The sequence below is a fragment of the Bradyrhizobium sp. Ses1 genome, assembly GCF_059512365.1.
In genome coordinates, this window is the sequence record NZ_JCAMOQ010000032.1 from 42148 (window position 1) to 55655 (window position 13508).

Here is a 13508-nt window from a genome sequence, read left to right on the forward strand (position 1 = left end):
GTCAGCGCTGGCGTCGGACATGGCGCAACCCATCATCGTCGCGGGTGCGACGACGGAAAGTGGCGCGGCGGATGGTCCGGTTCAGCTTCATGGCGATGGGCCATACAGCGCAAGGGCAGGGAATGTCAAGTCGCGCGCGGCGCCTCTTCGGTCTCCTCCTCGCCCCAATCGGCATCGACAATCGAGGTGTCGATCAGCTCGCCGCGGAGCAGGGCAAGCGGCGATTTGTAGTACAGCGCGATGTTGTGGAACGGATCGGTCAGGACCTTCCAGACCCAGATCAGCCCGGTCGGCACGTCCTTGATGACGAAGAGCTGAATCATGCGAGCGAGCCCGCCGGCGATGCCGATCGCGAGCCACACCGTACCGACGTGGCGGATGAAATCGAGCCTGGTGACCGGCGGTGAGAACAGGCCGAACAACGTCGGAAAGGCAAACAGCGCGACCGGCGCGAGGCCCCAGACGACCAGCAGGACGATCTTGCGGCTCTGGTTGTAGCCGACCTTGATCGCTTCCTTGTATTCGTTGGTGACCTTGTTCACGGCGTCATAGCCGTTGGGCTCGAAGAAGAAATGCCCGGTCTGCCGCGTCAACATCGCGAGCCAGCCGACCAAGCCGGCCATCGCCGGATCGGCGAACAGCAGCCCGTAGCTGACCAGGAATATGAGAGCGCTGATCAGGTGCAGCGTCTGATTGATGCGGCTCTGGTGGTAGTAGCGGTAATCGTCCCAACGTTGCGTTCGCAGTGTGTCCGAGATGCGGCTCATCATTCACCCCTTAAGATTTGAAGGTGCGCGAGCCATAGGCCGAGTCCGTGAATGGAGCGTGACATCTTGAAGTTGTTATAATTGTAGATGCGCATCTAAGATTGGGCGCGCGACAGCGGCTTCGCAGGCTGCGAATTTATCGGGCGACGCCAATTCCTTGCCGCCGAGGTGGCAGCATGACTCTCTGAATTTTGAATATCGTTTCGCGGGCGCCCAACGAGCATTGCGCTGGATCAAAACATCCGAAGTGGCCGCAACTATTGATGTAGAAGTCGCTCAGAATCCGACGACGCTGCCGTGCAGGTCGTATTCGTCCGAGCGCTCGATCTTCGCTGTGACGATCTCGCCGACCTTGAGCGGGCGGCGGCTCGAGAGATAGACCGCGCCGTCGATCTCCGGCGCATCGGCCTTCGAGCGCCCTCGCGCGACGGTGGGGCCGACCTCGTCGACGATGACCTGCTGGCGCGTGCCGACCTTGCGCTTCAGCCGACGCGCGGAGATCTTCTGCTGGCGCGCCATCAGCGCGTTGTAGCGCTCCTGCTTGACCTCATCCGGCACGGCGCCGGAGAGCGCGTTGGAGGTCGCACCTGCAACCGGTTCGTATTTGAAGCAGCCGACGCGGTCGATCTCGGCTTCGTCAAGCCAGTCGAGCAGATAGGCGAAATCTGAATCGGTCTCACCAGGAAAGCCGACGATGAAGGTCGAGCGCAGCGCAAGCTCCGGGCACTGCTCGCGCCATTGCTTGATCCGTGCCAGCGTCTTGTCCTGCGCGGCGGGGCGCTTCATGGCTTTCAGGACATCCGGGCTCGCATGCTGGAACGGGATGTCGAGATAGGGCAGCACCTTGCCCTCGGTCATCAGGCCGATGACCTCGTCGACATGCGGGTAGGGATACACATATTGCAGCCGCACCCAGGCGCCGAGTTCGCCGAGCTCTTTTGCAAGGTCGAAGAATTTGGCACGCACGGCGCGATCCTGCCATGGGCTCTCGGCATATTTCAGGTCGACGCCATAGGCCGAGGTGTCCTGCGAGATCACCAGCAGTTCCTTCACCCCGGCTTTCACCAGCCGCTCGGCCTCGTGCAGCACATCGTTGGCAGGCCGCGACACCAGGTCGCCGCGCAGCTTCGGAATGATGCAGAAGGTGCAGCGATTGTTGCAGCCCTCGGAAATCTTCAGGTACGCATAATGGCGCGGCGTCAGCTTGACGCCCTGCGGCGGGACCAGGTCGAGATGCGGGTTGTGCGCGGGCGGCAGCGCGCGGTGCACGGCGTCGAGCACGCTCTCATATTGCTGTGGACCGGTGATCGAGAGCACGCCGGGATAGGCGCGCTCGATCTGCTCGGGTTCCGCGCCCATGCAGCCGGTCACGATCACCTTGCCGTTCTCCGCCATGGCCTCGCCGATCGCCGAGAGCGATTCCTGCTTGGCGCTGTCGAGGAAACCGCAGGTGTTGACGATCACGATATCGGCGCCGTCATGCTTGCGCGCGAGCTCATAGCCCTCGGCCCGCAGCCGCGTGATGATGCGCTCGGAATCCACAAGCGCCTTGGGGCAGCCCAGACTCGTAAAGGATATGCGTGGCGCTGGTTTCATGAGAGCCCCGAAACTTTACATTCGCTGTCCCAGGGACGTCCAAGCGAAACGAACGACATTTTTGGCGCGGCCGCCTGCTGCATATCTAGATCTGCCTGATTGATGGGCAGGAGCTAGTCCCAATTGTCCATAATTACAAGGCTTTGAGCTGGCTTCCATCGTGCTATGGATAGTTTTTAGAGAACACGAGTGAGCGATGGCCGCCGAGTCGTCTCCGAAAATCGTCATCGTCGATGAAAGTCCGATCCGCGCCGCGATCCTGGAGGAGGGCCTGCGCGAGGCCGGTTATACCAGCGTCGTGCATATCAGCGAGATGCACAGCCTGCTGGCGCGAATCTATGCCGTTGACCCCGACATCATCGTGATCGACCTGGAAAATCCCAGCCGCGACGTGCTGGAACAGATGTTCCAGGTCAGCCGGGCGGTGCGGCGGCCGATTGCCATGTTCGTCGACCAGAGCGACGCCGCCTCGATCCAAGCCTCCGTCGAGGCGGGCGTGTCGGCCTATATCGTCGACGGGTTCAATAAGCAGCGTATCAAGCCGATCCTCGACCTCTGCGTGTCCCGCTTCAATGCGTTCGCGCGGCTGCAGGACGAACTGGACCGCACCAAGCATGCCCTGGAAGAGCGCAAGGTGATCGACCGTGCCAAGGGCATCCTGATGAAATTGAAGGGCCTCACCGAAGACGAAGCCTATGTGCTGCTGCGTTCCACGGCGATGCGCGAAAAGAAGAAGATCGGCGAGATCGCGCAGTCGATCCTGACCGCGTCGGAGTTGCTCAAATGACCACACCGCTTCGCATCGGTTTCATTCCGCTGGTCGACGCCGCCGCGCTGATCGTCGCCGCCGACAAGGGTTTTGCCGCCGCCGAAGGGCTCGACATCACCCTGGTGCGGGAGGTGTCGTGGTCGAACGTCCGCGACAAGCTCAATATCGGCCTGTTCGATGCCGCCCATCTGCTGGCACCGGTCGCGATCGCCTCAAGCCTCGGCCTTGGCCACGTCAAGGTACCGATCGTGGCGCCCTTCAATCTCGGCCTCAACGGCAACGCGATCACGGTCTCGCCGTCGCTGCATGCTGCGATCATGGAGGAACTCGACGGCGACCGTTTCGACCCGATGGCGACGGCGCTTGCGCTTTCGCGCGTGGTTGCGAAGCGGCGCAAGAGCGGGGCGGAGCCGCTGATCTTCGGCATGACGTTCCCGTTCTCGACCCATAATTACCAGTTGCGGTTCTGGATGGCGGCTGGAGGTGTCGACCCGGACGAGGACGTGCGGCTGGTGGTGCTGCCGCCGCCTTACATGGTCGACAGCCTCGCCAATGGCCATGTCGATGCGTTCTGCGTCGGCGCGCCCTGGAACTCGATCGCGGTCGATCTCGGCATCGGCCACATCCTGCATTTCGTTTCCGACATTCTGGTCACCGCGGTCGAGAAGGTACTGGCGATCAGGCAGAACTGGGCGGAGAAGAATCCTGACGTCGTCGCAGCGCTGGTGCGGGCGCATCTGCGCGCCGCTGAATTCATCGAGCAGCCGGAAAACCGTGCCGAGGCGGCTGCGATCCTGGCGCAGCCGGAGCGGATCGGCGTCGACGCCGAGGTGATCCAGCGCACCCTCGACGGGCGGCTCAAGATATCGCCCGACGGCGCCAAGCGCGAAAGCGGTCGCTACCTGTTGGTAGGCCGGCACGGCGCAGCGCGGCCCGATCCGGCGCAGGCCGCGTGGCTCTATGCGCAGATGGTGCGGTGGGGACAGGCGGCCATGAAACCGGACGCCCTGAAGACGGCCATGGACGTGTTCCGGCCCGACCTCTACGACGCGGCTGTGGGACGTCGTCCGGCATCCACCGATGCGCCGGAGCCGATCGGCGCTTTCGCCGGGCCACCCTTCGATCCCAACGATATCCGGGGGCATCTGGCCGCGTTCAAGATCGGTTACTGGAAGCCGTAAGGCCTGTGCTGCGATCGTAGGCAGTAGCCGCAGCTCGGCTAAATTTTGAGCGGGCTGCTCGAAAATTCGCAACGCGGCTAGCCTCCGGGCTCCCGGCCTGTTCGGCTAATCCAGTGAAATAACGAGATATTTTCTTCGACGGCGTCTGGCACGCAACTTGAATGTTGCAGTGCGGCCAGCCTGTCGCAGATGCCTGCTGGCTCACGTCCAAGATGGATTTCCGCAGCAACGAAGCTGATCGGACCGTTCCCAGGAATCAAGCAAGGCAGTGCCAAGCTGGTTCCGAGCGGTCGCTTTCCACCGTTGATGCCACTCGCCGTGGCCGCAGGAGCTTCGTCGCAGACCATGAAAATCGAGCCTGTTGCAGTCGACTTCACCGACGAGCAGAAGCGCTATCTCGAAGGCTTTACCACCGGCCTGCAGATCAGCCGGGTCGGCCGCGGGCTTGGCGGGGGCGCCGCCAAAGCCAGTGCCGAGCCGACCGGCCCGGATGCCGCGCATATCAAGGCGCAGGACAAGGTCATCGCCTCAGGCAAGAAGCTCGTCGACCAGGAAAAATTCAAACGCGACGAGCATCCCTTCGATGCCTACCCGCGCCTGAAGCAACAGGCGCTCGACAACGCGCCGCCGTCGCCTGCCGATAATTTCCGCTGGCGCTATTTCGGCCTGTTCTACGTCGCGCCGGCGCAGGATTCCTACATGTGCCGCCTGCGCATTCCGAACGGCATCCTGAAGCACTGGCAGTTCGCGGGCCTGGCCGATCTCGCCGAAGAGCTCTGCGGCCCGTACTCCCACGTCACCACGCGCGCGAATTTGCAGGTGCGCGAAATCCCGCCGAAGAACGCGGTGAAACTGATCGAGGGCATACAGGATCTCGGCCTTTGCTCGCGCGGCTCCGGCGCGGACAATATCCGCAACGTCACGGGCACACCGACCGCCGGCATCGATCCGCAGGAGCTCTTAGATACCCGCGCTTACGCGCGCGAGTGGCACTATCACATCCTCAACGAGCGCTCGCTCTACGGCCTGCCGCGCAAGTTCAACGTCGCCTTCGATGGCGGCGGCCGGATCGCAGTGCTGGAGGAGACCAACGACATCGCCTTCACGGCGGTGGAGGTGAAGGACGGGTTCGGCGTGGAGCGAGGGGTCTGGTTCCGGCTCGGCCTCGGCGGCATCACCGGGCACAAGGATTTTGCAAAATACTCCGACATCATCGTCAAGCCGGAGGAGGCGACGAAGGTGGCGGACGCCATCGTCCGCGTCTTCATCGATCTCGGCGACCGCACCAACCGCAACAAGGCGCGGCTGAAATATGTCCTGGACGGGATCGGCCACGATCAATTCCTCAAGCTGGTCGAGGAACGACTGAAGCAACCCTTCACCCGCGTGCCGGCTGAGGCGCTGGCGCCGCGGCCTTTGACGGACCGCATGGCGCATATCGGTGTGCACAAGCAGAAGCAGGAGGGATTGAACTGGATCGGCGTATCGCTGCCGCTCGGCAAGGTCACCTGCGAGCAGATGCGTGGGCTGGCCAAGATCGCGCGCGATCTCGGCGATGGCGAGATTCGTCTGACCGTCTGGCAGAACCTTTTGATATCAGGCGTGCGCGACCAGGAGCTTGAACTCGCGATCGCCGCGATCAAGACGATCGGACTCGCGGTCGAGGCCTCGCATGTCCGCGCCGGGCTGATTGCCTGCACCGGCAATGCCGGCTGCCGCTTTGCCGCCTCGAATACCAAGCGCCACGCCGCAGAGATCGGCGACTGGTGCGAGCCCCGTGTTGCCATGGACAAGCCGGTCAACATCCATGTCACCGGCTGCCATCATTCCTGCGCCCAGCACTACATCAGCGACATCGGCCTGATCGCGGCGAAAGTGGATGTCGGCGAGGACGCCGATCCGGTCGAGGGTTATCATCTCTTCACCGGCGGCGGCTTCGGCCCCGATGCCGATGTCGGGCAGGAGGTCTATCACGACCTCAAGGCCGAAGACGCGCCGAAGACGATCGAGAAGCTGCTGAAGGCCTATCTCGCGCATCGTTCATCTGCTGACGAACCCTTCCTTTCCTTCGCGCGCCGCCATGATGGCGAGACGCTGCGCAAACTCGCCGAGGCATCCGCATGAACCAGATTACGCCTCCACCGAAACTGGACATCATTCCCGCCAGCGCGCCGTTTTCTGAAGCGCAGCGCTCCTGGCTCAACGGCTTCTTTGCCGGACTTTTGTCGCCGGACGTCGCGACGCCATTGTCGGCAGAGCAGGGCGTGGCCGTCATGCAAGGCGCAATCGGCGACGGCGATGACGGCGAAGCGCCGTGGCATGATCAGACCATGCCGATCGCCGAGCGCATGAAGCTCGCCGAGGGACGGCCGCTGCGGCGCCGCATGATGGCGGCGATGGCGCAGCAGGATTGCGGGCAGTGCGGCTACAACTGCCACGACTATTCCGAGGCCATCGCCGGCAAGAGCGAAGCGCGGCTCAACCTCTGCGTCCCCGGCGGCAAGGACACCGCGCGGATGCTGAAGGCTCTCTATGAAGAGCTCGACAAGGCGCCTGCTGCACCGTCCGAAGCAGCGGCTGCCGCCGCAACGCCTGCCGGCGAGCCCGGACGCTCGCGGGACAATCCAGTGCCGGCAAAGTTCGTCTCACGGCGACTGCTCAACAAGCCCGGCTCCGAGAAGGAGACCTGGCATATCGAGTTCGATCTCGCCGAGAGCGGGCTCGACTACGTGGTGGGCGATTCCTTCGGCATTTTCGCCAGGAACGATCTCGGCCTGGTCGACCAGATCATCGCATTGCTTGGCGCATCGCATGTCACCGAAGTCCGCGGCAAGACATTGCGCGACGTGCTGCTCAACGACGTCTCGCTGTCCCCTGCGCCGGACTCGCTGTTCGAACTGATCACCTATCTGACCGGTGGCGCGCAGCGCGAGAAGGCGCGAGCGCTGGCGCAAGGCGAGGATCCTGACGGAGATGCGGCGACGCTCGACGTGATGGCGGTGCTGCAGAAGTTCCCGAAGGTGCGGCCACACCCGGAAGCTTTCGTCGAGGCGCTGGAGCCGCTGCAGCCGCGCCTCTATTCGATCTCCTCATCGCACAATGCAACGCCCGGAAAATTGTCGCTAACGGTCGACTGCGTGCGTTACATCATCAACAAGCGCAAGCGGCTTGGGCTGGCCTCGACGTTCCTGGCCGAACGCATCAATCCCGGTGACGAGCTGAATGTCTACGTTCAGAAGGCGCACGGCTTTGCGCTGCCGCAGGATCCGAAGACGCCGATCATCATGATCGGGCCGGGCACCGGTATCGCGCCGTTCCGCGCCTTCCTGCTCGACCGCCGCGCCACCGGCGCGCAGGGGAAGAACTGGCTGTTCTTCGGCCATCAGCGCAGCGATTGCGATTTTTTCTATGCCGATGAACTCAACGCGATGAAGACGGCGGGCCTGCTCACGCGGTTGTCGCTCGCCTGGTCGCGCGATGGCGAGAAGAAGTTTTACGTGCAGGACCGCATGCGCGAGGTCGGCCGCGAGCTGTGGACTTGGCTTGCCGAAGGCGCACATGTCTATGTCTGCGGCGACGCCAAGCGCATGGCCAAGGATGTCGAACGCGCGCTGGTCGATATCGTCGCCCAGTTCGGCGCCCGCTCGGTGGACGAGGCGATCGCCTTCGTTGCCGACCTCAAGAAGAAGAGCAGGTTCCAGCTCGACGTTTACTGAGCGGTAAATCCGAGCTCAAATCCGAACGAATAATATTCTTCTCCGCCTGCCACGCGGAGAAGTTTTCCCTTCCGGGGAACTGGCTGGAAGTGCCGGCATCGCTATTTTTCGGCTCGTCTTGCGTTCGAGCGCGAACGCTATTCCATATGCGGCAAATGTTGCATTGGAGATCGACGATGCGCGAGCTATCGGCGGAAGCCCGCCTGGATCTTTACGCGCGCAGCCTGTCGCGGAAATCGGGGACGGGGTTTCACACGGTTGCGCTCTACAGCGCTTTCGCCGTGATCGCAGCGATCGTGTTCGGCACGCTGTCGGTCCATCCGTTCTGAGAACATTGCTTGGCTCGGTCGTCTCCGGCCGTCATTGCGAGGAGCGATAGCGACGAAGCAATCCATGCCTCTGCAAGTGGTGAGATGGATTGCTTCGCTTGCAACGACGCAGGCGGACGCGCCGCCACTTCAGCGGATTGTCAATGTGCCGTCTTGAACGGCGCGACCGCGATCCCCGCATCCTTCAAGGCCTGCCGCACGCCGCGCGCGATTTCGACCGCCCCGGGCGTGTCGCCGTGGATGCACACGGTATCGGTGCGCATCTTGATGACCTTGCCTGACGCCGAGACCACCGCGCCGTCCTGAACCATCCGCACCACGCGATCGGCGATCGCCTTGGGATCGTGCAGCACCGCGCCTGGCTTCTTGCGTGAGACCAGATTGCCGTCGTCCTCATAGGCGCGATCGGCGAACACTTCATGCGCCATGCGGAGGTTGGCTTCCTCGCCGGCGCGCACCAGTTTCGAGTTGGCGAGCACGACGAAGATCAGGCTCGGATCGACCGCCTTGATCGCGCTCGCGATCGCCTTCGCCGTCATGTCGTCCTCGCAGGCGACGTTGGAGAGCGCGCCATGTGCCTTCACATGGGTCACCTTGTGGCCGGCCGCGGTCGCGATCGCCTGCAGCGCGCCGATCTGGTAGGCGACGAGGTTCTCGATCTCCGATGACTTGAGGCCGGGAACCGGACGGCGGCCGAAGCCGTGCAGGTCGCGGTAGCCGGGATGCGCGCCGATGCTCACCCCGCGCGCCTTCGCCAGATCCACGGTGCGGCGCATGATGTCGGCGTCGCCGGCATGGTAGCCACATGCGATGTTGACGGAGGTCGCAAGCTCGATCATCGCGGCGTCGTTACCCATCTCCCATGGGCCGAAGCTTTCGCCGAGATCGCAGTTGAGGTCGATGGTAGCAGTCATGGTGCTGGTCCCGCTTTGCGTCGGTTGGCTTTTGGTTAGCTAGTCGCTGATTCCGCGACCTGCCATGTCGCGGCATCGACCGCGTTGACGGCGTGGCCCGCGACGTTGGCCGCGCTCAGTGCTTCGAGGTTGAGATCAAGGCCTTCGAGCGGGCGCAGCCGATCCGGCAGGGTAGCGAGCAATTCGGCGAATTTTCGAGCTTCGGCCTGCGCCTCGGCCATAGTGACTGTCTTGAAGCGGAACGCGTGTCCGGCGGAAATCTGGGCGAAGCGACCTAAATCCGCGGAGATGACGGTGGCGATCTTGGGATAGCCGCCGCTGGTGCCGCGGTCCGGCATCAGCACGATCGGCTGGCCGTTGCCGGGCACCTGGATGCTGCCGTTCACGGTGCCATCGGAGACGATGTTGTGGCCGTGCAGATGCTTGATCACCGGACCTTCGAGCCGGTAGCCCATGCGGTCGCTGGTCGCGGAAATCTTCCATTCGCTGTCGAGGAACAGCTTTTTGTTGTCCTCGGAGAATTCGTCGTCCTGCGGACCGAACAGGATGCGGATCGGTGCGTCCGGCCGTTCGGGCAACGCGATCCGCCGCTCGGCCGCACCGCTGGCAGTTTGCACCTGGAGCTCGTCGCCGCTCTGGAGCGGGCGCGGATAGGGGCTGCCGAGGCCTGCGCGCGCGTTCACGGCGAGGCTGCCGAACATCGGCTCTCCCGTAATTCCGCCCTCGATCGCGAGGTAGCTGAACGCGCCGCGCTTGGCAAAACCGAGCATCAGCGTCTCGCCTTCGGCGAGGGTCGCCGAGGTATCGAACGCCACGGCTCGTCCCGCGACGTCGGCGCTACGCGAGGCGCCCGCAAGCGCAATACGTACCGCGCCGCAACGTGCGGTGAAGCTCGCACCGAACGGTCCGATCTCCACTGCAGCAGCGAAGGGCTCATTGCCGACCAGCGTATTCGCGGCGGCGAGGGCGAGGCGATCCATTGCACCGCTCGGCGTCAGCCCATAGCGCTGCGAGCCGGGACGGCCGCCATCCTGCACGGAACTCGCCGGACCGATCGAGGAGACGATGAGCTTGCTCATGCGGCGACCAGTTCGGCGACGAACTCGCCGGCTTCCGCGGCGCGGTCCTGCTCGGCGAAGGTCTTGGCATCGACCGCCGTGAAGCTGACGGTGTCGCCCGGCTCGAGCAGGAAGATCGGATCGCGGTGAAGCTGATAGGTGCGGACGGCGGTGCGGCCGAGCAGGTGCCAGCCGCTGGGTCCGGCGATGCACTGGATTCCGGTCTGCACGCCGCCGATCGAAATCGTGCCGGCCGGCGTCAGCACACGCGGATTCTGGCGACGCGGCATGTGCAGGAACTTGTCCAGGCCGCTGAGATAGGACCAGCCGGGAGTGAAGCCGATCATGGCGACGCGGTAGTCGCCGCCGACATGGCGCCTGACGATCTCGTCAGGCGTGGTGTCGAGGGTCTTGGCGACGTCCTCGAGGTCGATGCCATGTTCGCCGCCATAGGCCACCGGGATGCGCCAACGCCGGGTTCTTGCGGCGGCCGGATCGGGGCGCCGTGCCAGCGTGAGCAGTTGTTCCCCGAGCGCTTCGAAGTCGATCTGCACGGGATCATAGTGCACGAGCAGCGAACGATAGGTCGGAACGGTCTCGGTCACGCCGGCGATCGGCGCCGCGGCAAGGGTACGGTCGAGCGCCAGCACCCGCCGATTGGCGGCGTCATCGATATCGCGGCTGAATTCCACCGTGATGGCGCTGTCGCCACTCGGGAGAAGACGGGGTGGGGCTTCGCGCGCGGCCATGGCATCATTGCTCATCGAGCATCAAGCTAGCGTGTTTTGCTGCGCAGTGGAATTCGGCTAGCGAAAAATCACCAAGCAACTTCAATAAATTAAACCGAGGGCCGGCGATAAGATAGCGTAATCGATGATCGCATTCTCGCCCTTGACGCGAAGGCCGCGGCTCGCAAGATGCGCGCGCCAATTCATTCCCACCGGAGCCGATCTTTCAAGATGTCCCTCACTGCAGAAGCGATCGCGACGCTGTCGCACGTGTCCACCGCCACCATCACCACGGTCCTGCTCAAGAAGGGGCTGCGTAACGTCTGGATGCGCGGCACCAAGCCGCTCAAGCCGGGCCAGAAACGGCTGGTCGGGTCGGCCTTCACGCTGCGCTTCGTGCCGGCGCGCGAGGATCTGGCGACGCCGGAATCCTGGTCGTCACCGATCTCGACCCGCACCGCGATCGAGGCAATGCCGGAAGGCTGCATCGCCGTGGTCGACGCGATGGGCGTCAGCGACGCCGGAATCTTCGGCGACATTCTCTGCGCGCGGATGGTGAAGCGTGGCGTCACCGCGCTGATCACCGACGGCGTGGTGCGCGACCTCGAAGGCGTGCTCGGCACGGGACTGCCGGTGTGGTGCAACGGTTTTGCCGCGCCGCCATCCGTCGCCGGACTGACCTTCGTCGGCTGGGGCGAGCCAATCGGCTGCGGCGGCGTGGCGGTGTTCCCGAACGATGTCGTGGTCGCCGACCAGGATGGCGCGGTGCTGATCCCGCAGGCCTTCCTCGACCAGGTGCTGGCCGAGGGACCGGAGCAGGAACGGATGGAAGCCTGGATCGTCAATGAGGTGAACAATGGCGTGCAACTGCCGGGCCTCTATCCGATGAATGCCGAAACCAAGGCGCGCTACGCCGCGAGCAAGAAATAACTTCAGAAAAGCGAGGTAAGCCCATGGAAATCCATATCGCTGGCACGCGGCCGACCCGTCGCGGGCCGGCCGAATATTTCACCGGCACGGTGCTGCAGGATCCCGTCATCATGGCGCCCGCGCCGGCGCGGCTGAACTCGTCGCGCGTCTCCTTCGAGCCGGGCGCGCGCACGGCCTGGCACACTCATCCGCTCGGCCAGACGCTCTACGTGATCTCCGGCATCGGCCGGGTCCAGGCCGAGGGCGGTCCAATCAGGGAGATCAGGCCGGGCGACGTAGTCTGGATTCCGCCGAACGAGAAGCATTGGCATGGCGCGTCGCCAACCAATGCCATGACCCATATCGCGATGCAGGAAGCGCTCGATGGCGTCTATTCGAACTGGATGGAGCACGTCACCGACGAGCAATACAATGTGAAGGTCGGGTAGTTTTCCCAAGGACGCGAGAGTTCCGTAGCCCGGGTGAAGCGCCAGCGTCACTCGGGACCGCTCGTGCCAGACGGACACTTCCCCCATCCGGGCTACGCAGCATTCGTAAGGCTAGATCAGTTCACCCGCGTCCAGGTCTGGCCGCCGCAGAACATGCCGCCGAAGGCGCAGCCTTGCACGCGCAGGGTGTCGGAGCCCTTGAGCGCGATCGTCGAGTCATAGGTGCTGCCGGTGTTCGGATCGAGGATGCGGCCGCTCCATTTGTCCTTGGCAGGTTTCATGTTGATCAGGACCTGCTCGCCATTCTGGTTCGAGGTCTCGTCGACAGCATAGCCGCAGAGGTTGGCGCCGCACTGCTCGATGCGGATCTTGCCCTCCTTTTCCTCCGTCAGCCACATGCCGATCGGCGAATTGGCTTGCGCTGCCGCCGCTGGTGTCACGGGCTTCGCGACCGGCGCTTGAGTGGCTGTGGCGACCGTCGGAGCCGGGGCCGGAGCGGGCACTGCGGTCTGCTGGGTCTGCGGTGCTGGCGCGCTGGGCGGTGAGGGCTGAGGCGCGGTCGCGCTACCGCTCGGCGCAACGGCTATTGTCGTGGTCGAGGGTGCGGTGGAAGCTGCCGCCGGCGGCGCAGCAGGGACGGGCGGTGCGGCCGCCGGTGCTGCTGCTTGTCCGGACGGAGCGGGAGCCGCCGCAGCCGGCGCGGATTGCGAATCGGTCTTCGCCTCCTGCTGCTGCGATTTCTGCTTGCGAGTGCCTTCCTCACCCTTGGCGCGCTTGGATTTGCGGCCGGTATTGTCGTAGACGCCGGGGATCGAGACGGTGCCGCGATCGGGATCGATGCGGATGGTGCGGCCGCCATATTCGAAGGTGTACTGGGCCTGCGCTGCGGTGCTGGCAAGCAAAAGCGCAGCAATAGCCAGAAGCTTCTTCATGATGACCTCCAGAACAGGAATCCCCGGTCAGTGAAGCTACACATCAGTAACTTGATGCAACGTGACCTAGATCACTTTCAATACGTAATCAAAACGTAAGTCGTGTACCACCAGCTTTGGTTCAAACGGCTGACCGACAGTCTAGTTAGGGCTCGCCTCG

13 protein-coding genes are annotated in these 13508 nt (G+C 63.8%); 7 read left to right on the top strand and 6 right to left on the bottom strand.

Annotated elements, in window-relative coordinates; translation table 11 throughout:
- Positions 1–125 precede the first annotated feature (125 nt).
- Entirely contained in the window at positions 126–767 is a 642-nt protein-coding gene (locus tag AC5ZG5_RS29395) for a hypothetical protein (RefSeq protein ID WP_456644893.1), read from the bottom strand.
- 276 nt (positions 768–1043) lie between these two features.
- Positions 1044–2363, bottom strand: a complete 1320-nt coding sequence (rimO, locus tag AC5ZG5_RS29400; protein WP_456644894.1) for a 30S ribosomal protein S12 methylthiotransferase RimO — start codon at positions 2361–2363, stop codon at positions 1044–1046.
- 196 nt (positions 2364–2559) lie between these two features.
- On the opposite strand from rimO, the gene AC5ZG5_RS29405 reads away from it, so the two are divergent.
- From AC5ZG5_RS29405 to AC5ZG5_RS29425, 5 genes are all read left to right on the top strand, one after another.
- On the top strand, positions 2560–3150 hold the full coding sequence (locus AC5ZG5_RS29405; RefSeq protein WP_027578578.1) for an ANTAR domain-containing response regulator: 591 nt from the start codon (positions 2560–2562) through the stop codon (positions 3148–3150).
- Positions 3147–4313 carry a CmpA/NrtA family ABC transporter substrate-binding protein gene (locus AC5ZG5_RS29410; protein WP_456644895.1) on the top strand — a complete coding sequence of 389 codons (1167 nt, stop codon included), beginning with the start codon at positions 3147–3149 and terminating at the stop codon, positions 4311–4313. Before AC5ZG5_RS29405 ends, AC5ZG5_RS29410 begins: the two co-directional genes overlap by 4 nt.
- A 345-nt stretch (positions 4314–4658) precedes the next feature.
- Positions 4659–6437, top strand: a complete 1779-nt coding sequence (locus tag AC5ZG5_RS29415) for a NirA family protein (RefSeq protein ID WP_456644896.1) — start codon at positions 4659–4661, stop codon at positions 6435–6437.
- On the top strand, positions 6434–8029 hold the full coding sequence (locus AC5ZG5_RS29420; protein WP_456644897.1) for a sulfite reductase subunit alpha: 1596 nt from the start codon (positions 6434–6436) through the stop codon (positions 8027–8029). Before AC5ZG5_RS29415 ends, AC5ZG5_RS29420 begins: the two co-directional genes overlap by 4 nt.
- Before the next feature lie 176 nt (positions 8030–8205).
- Positions 8206–8358 carry a hypothetical protein gene (locus AC5ZG5_RS29425; protein WP_456644898.1) on the top strand — a complete coding sequence of 51 codons (153 nt, stop codon included), beginning with the start codon at positions 8206–8208 and terminating at the stop codon, positions 8356–8358.
- A 140-nt stretch (positions 8359–8498) separates the two neighbouring features.
- Here AC5ZG5_RS29425 and AC5ZG5_RS29430 read toward each other — a convergent pair whose 3' ends face one another.
- From AC5ZG5_RS29430 to pxpB, 3 genes are read right to left on the bottom strand one after another with little or no spacing between them, the layout of a single operon-like run.
- The gene (locus AC5ZG5_RS29430; protein WP_456644899.1) at positions 8499–9272 is read right to left on the bottom strand and encodes a LamB/YcsF family protein; all 774 of its coding nucleotides are present in this window, start codon (positions 9270–9272) and stop codon (positions 8499–8501) included.
- Positions 9273–9307: 35 nt separating this feature from the next.
- Positions 9308–10351, bottom strand: coding sequence for a 5-oxoprolinase subunit C family protein (locus AC5ZG5_RS29435; protein ID WP_456644900.1), 1044 nt, complete (start codon positions 10349–10351; stop codon positions 9308–9310).
- Positions 10348–11079 carry a 5-oxoprolinase subunit PxpB gene (gene pxpB / locus AC5ZG5_RS29440; protein WP_456644927.1) on the bottom strand — a complete coding sequence of 244 codons (732 nt, stop codon included), beginning with the start codon at positions 11077–11079 and terminating at the stop codon, positions 10348–10350. Before pxpB ends, AC5ZG5_RS29435 begins: the two co-directional genes overlap by 4 nt.
- Before the next feature lie 210 nt (positions 11080–11289).
- Here pxpB and AC5ZG5_RS29445 point away from each other — a divergent pair, with 210 nt between their 5' ends.
- Together AC5ZG5_RS29445 and AC5ZG5_RS29450 are read left to right on the top strand one after the other, a co-directional pair.
- The gene (locus tag AC5ZG5_RS29445; protein WP_028166458.1) at positions 11290–11988 is read left to right on the top strand and encodes a ribonuclease activity regulator RraA; all 699 of its coding nucleotides are present in this window, start codon (positions 11290–11292) and stop codon (positions 11986–11988) included.
- 23 nt (positions 11989–12011) lie between these two features.
- The gene (locus tag AC5ZG5_RS29450) at positions 12012–12416 is read left to right on the top strand and encodes a (R)-mandelonitrile lyase (RefSeq protein ID WP_028166457.1); all 405 of its coding nucleotides are present in this window, start codon (positions 12012–12014) and stop codon (positions 12414–12416) included.
- A 116-nt stretch (positions 12417–12532) separates the two neighbouring features.
- Here the strand turns inward: AC5ZG5_RS29450 and AC5ZG5_RS29455 are convergent, their stop codons facing one another.
- Complete coding sequence (locus AC5ZG5_RS29455) at positions 12533–13348, bottom strand: DUF2147 domain-containing protein (RefSeq protein ID WP_456644901.1); 816 nt, start codon at positions 13346–13348, stop codon at positions 12533–12535.
- Positions 13349–13508: the final 160 nt, after the last annotated feature.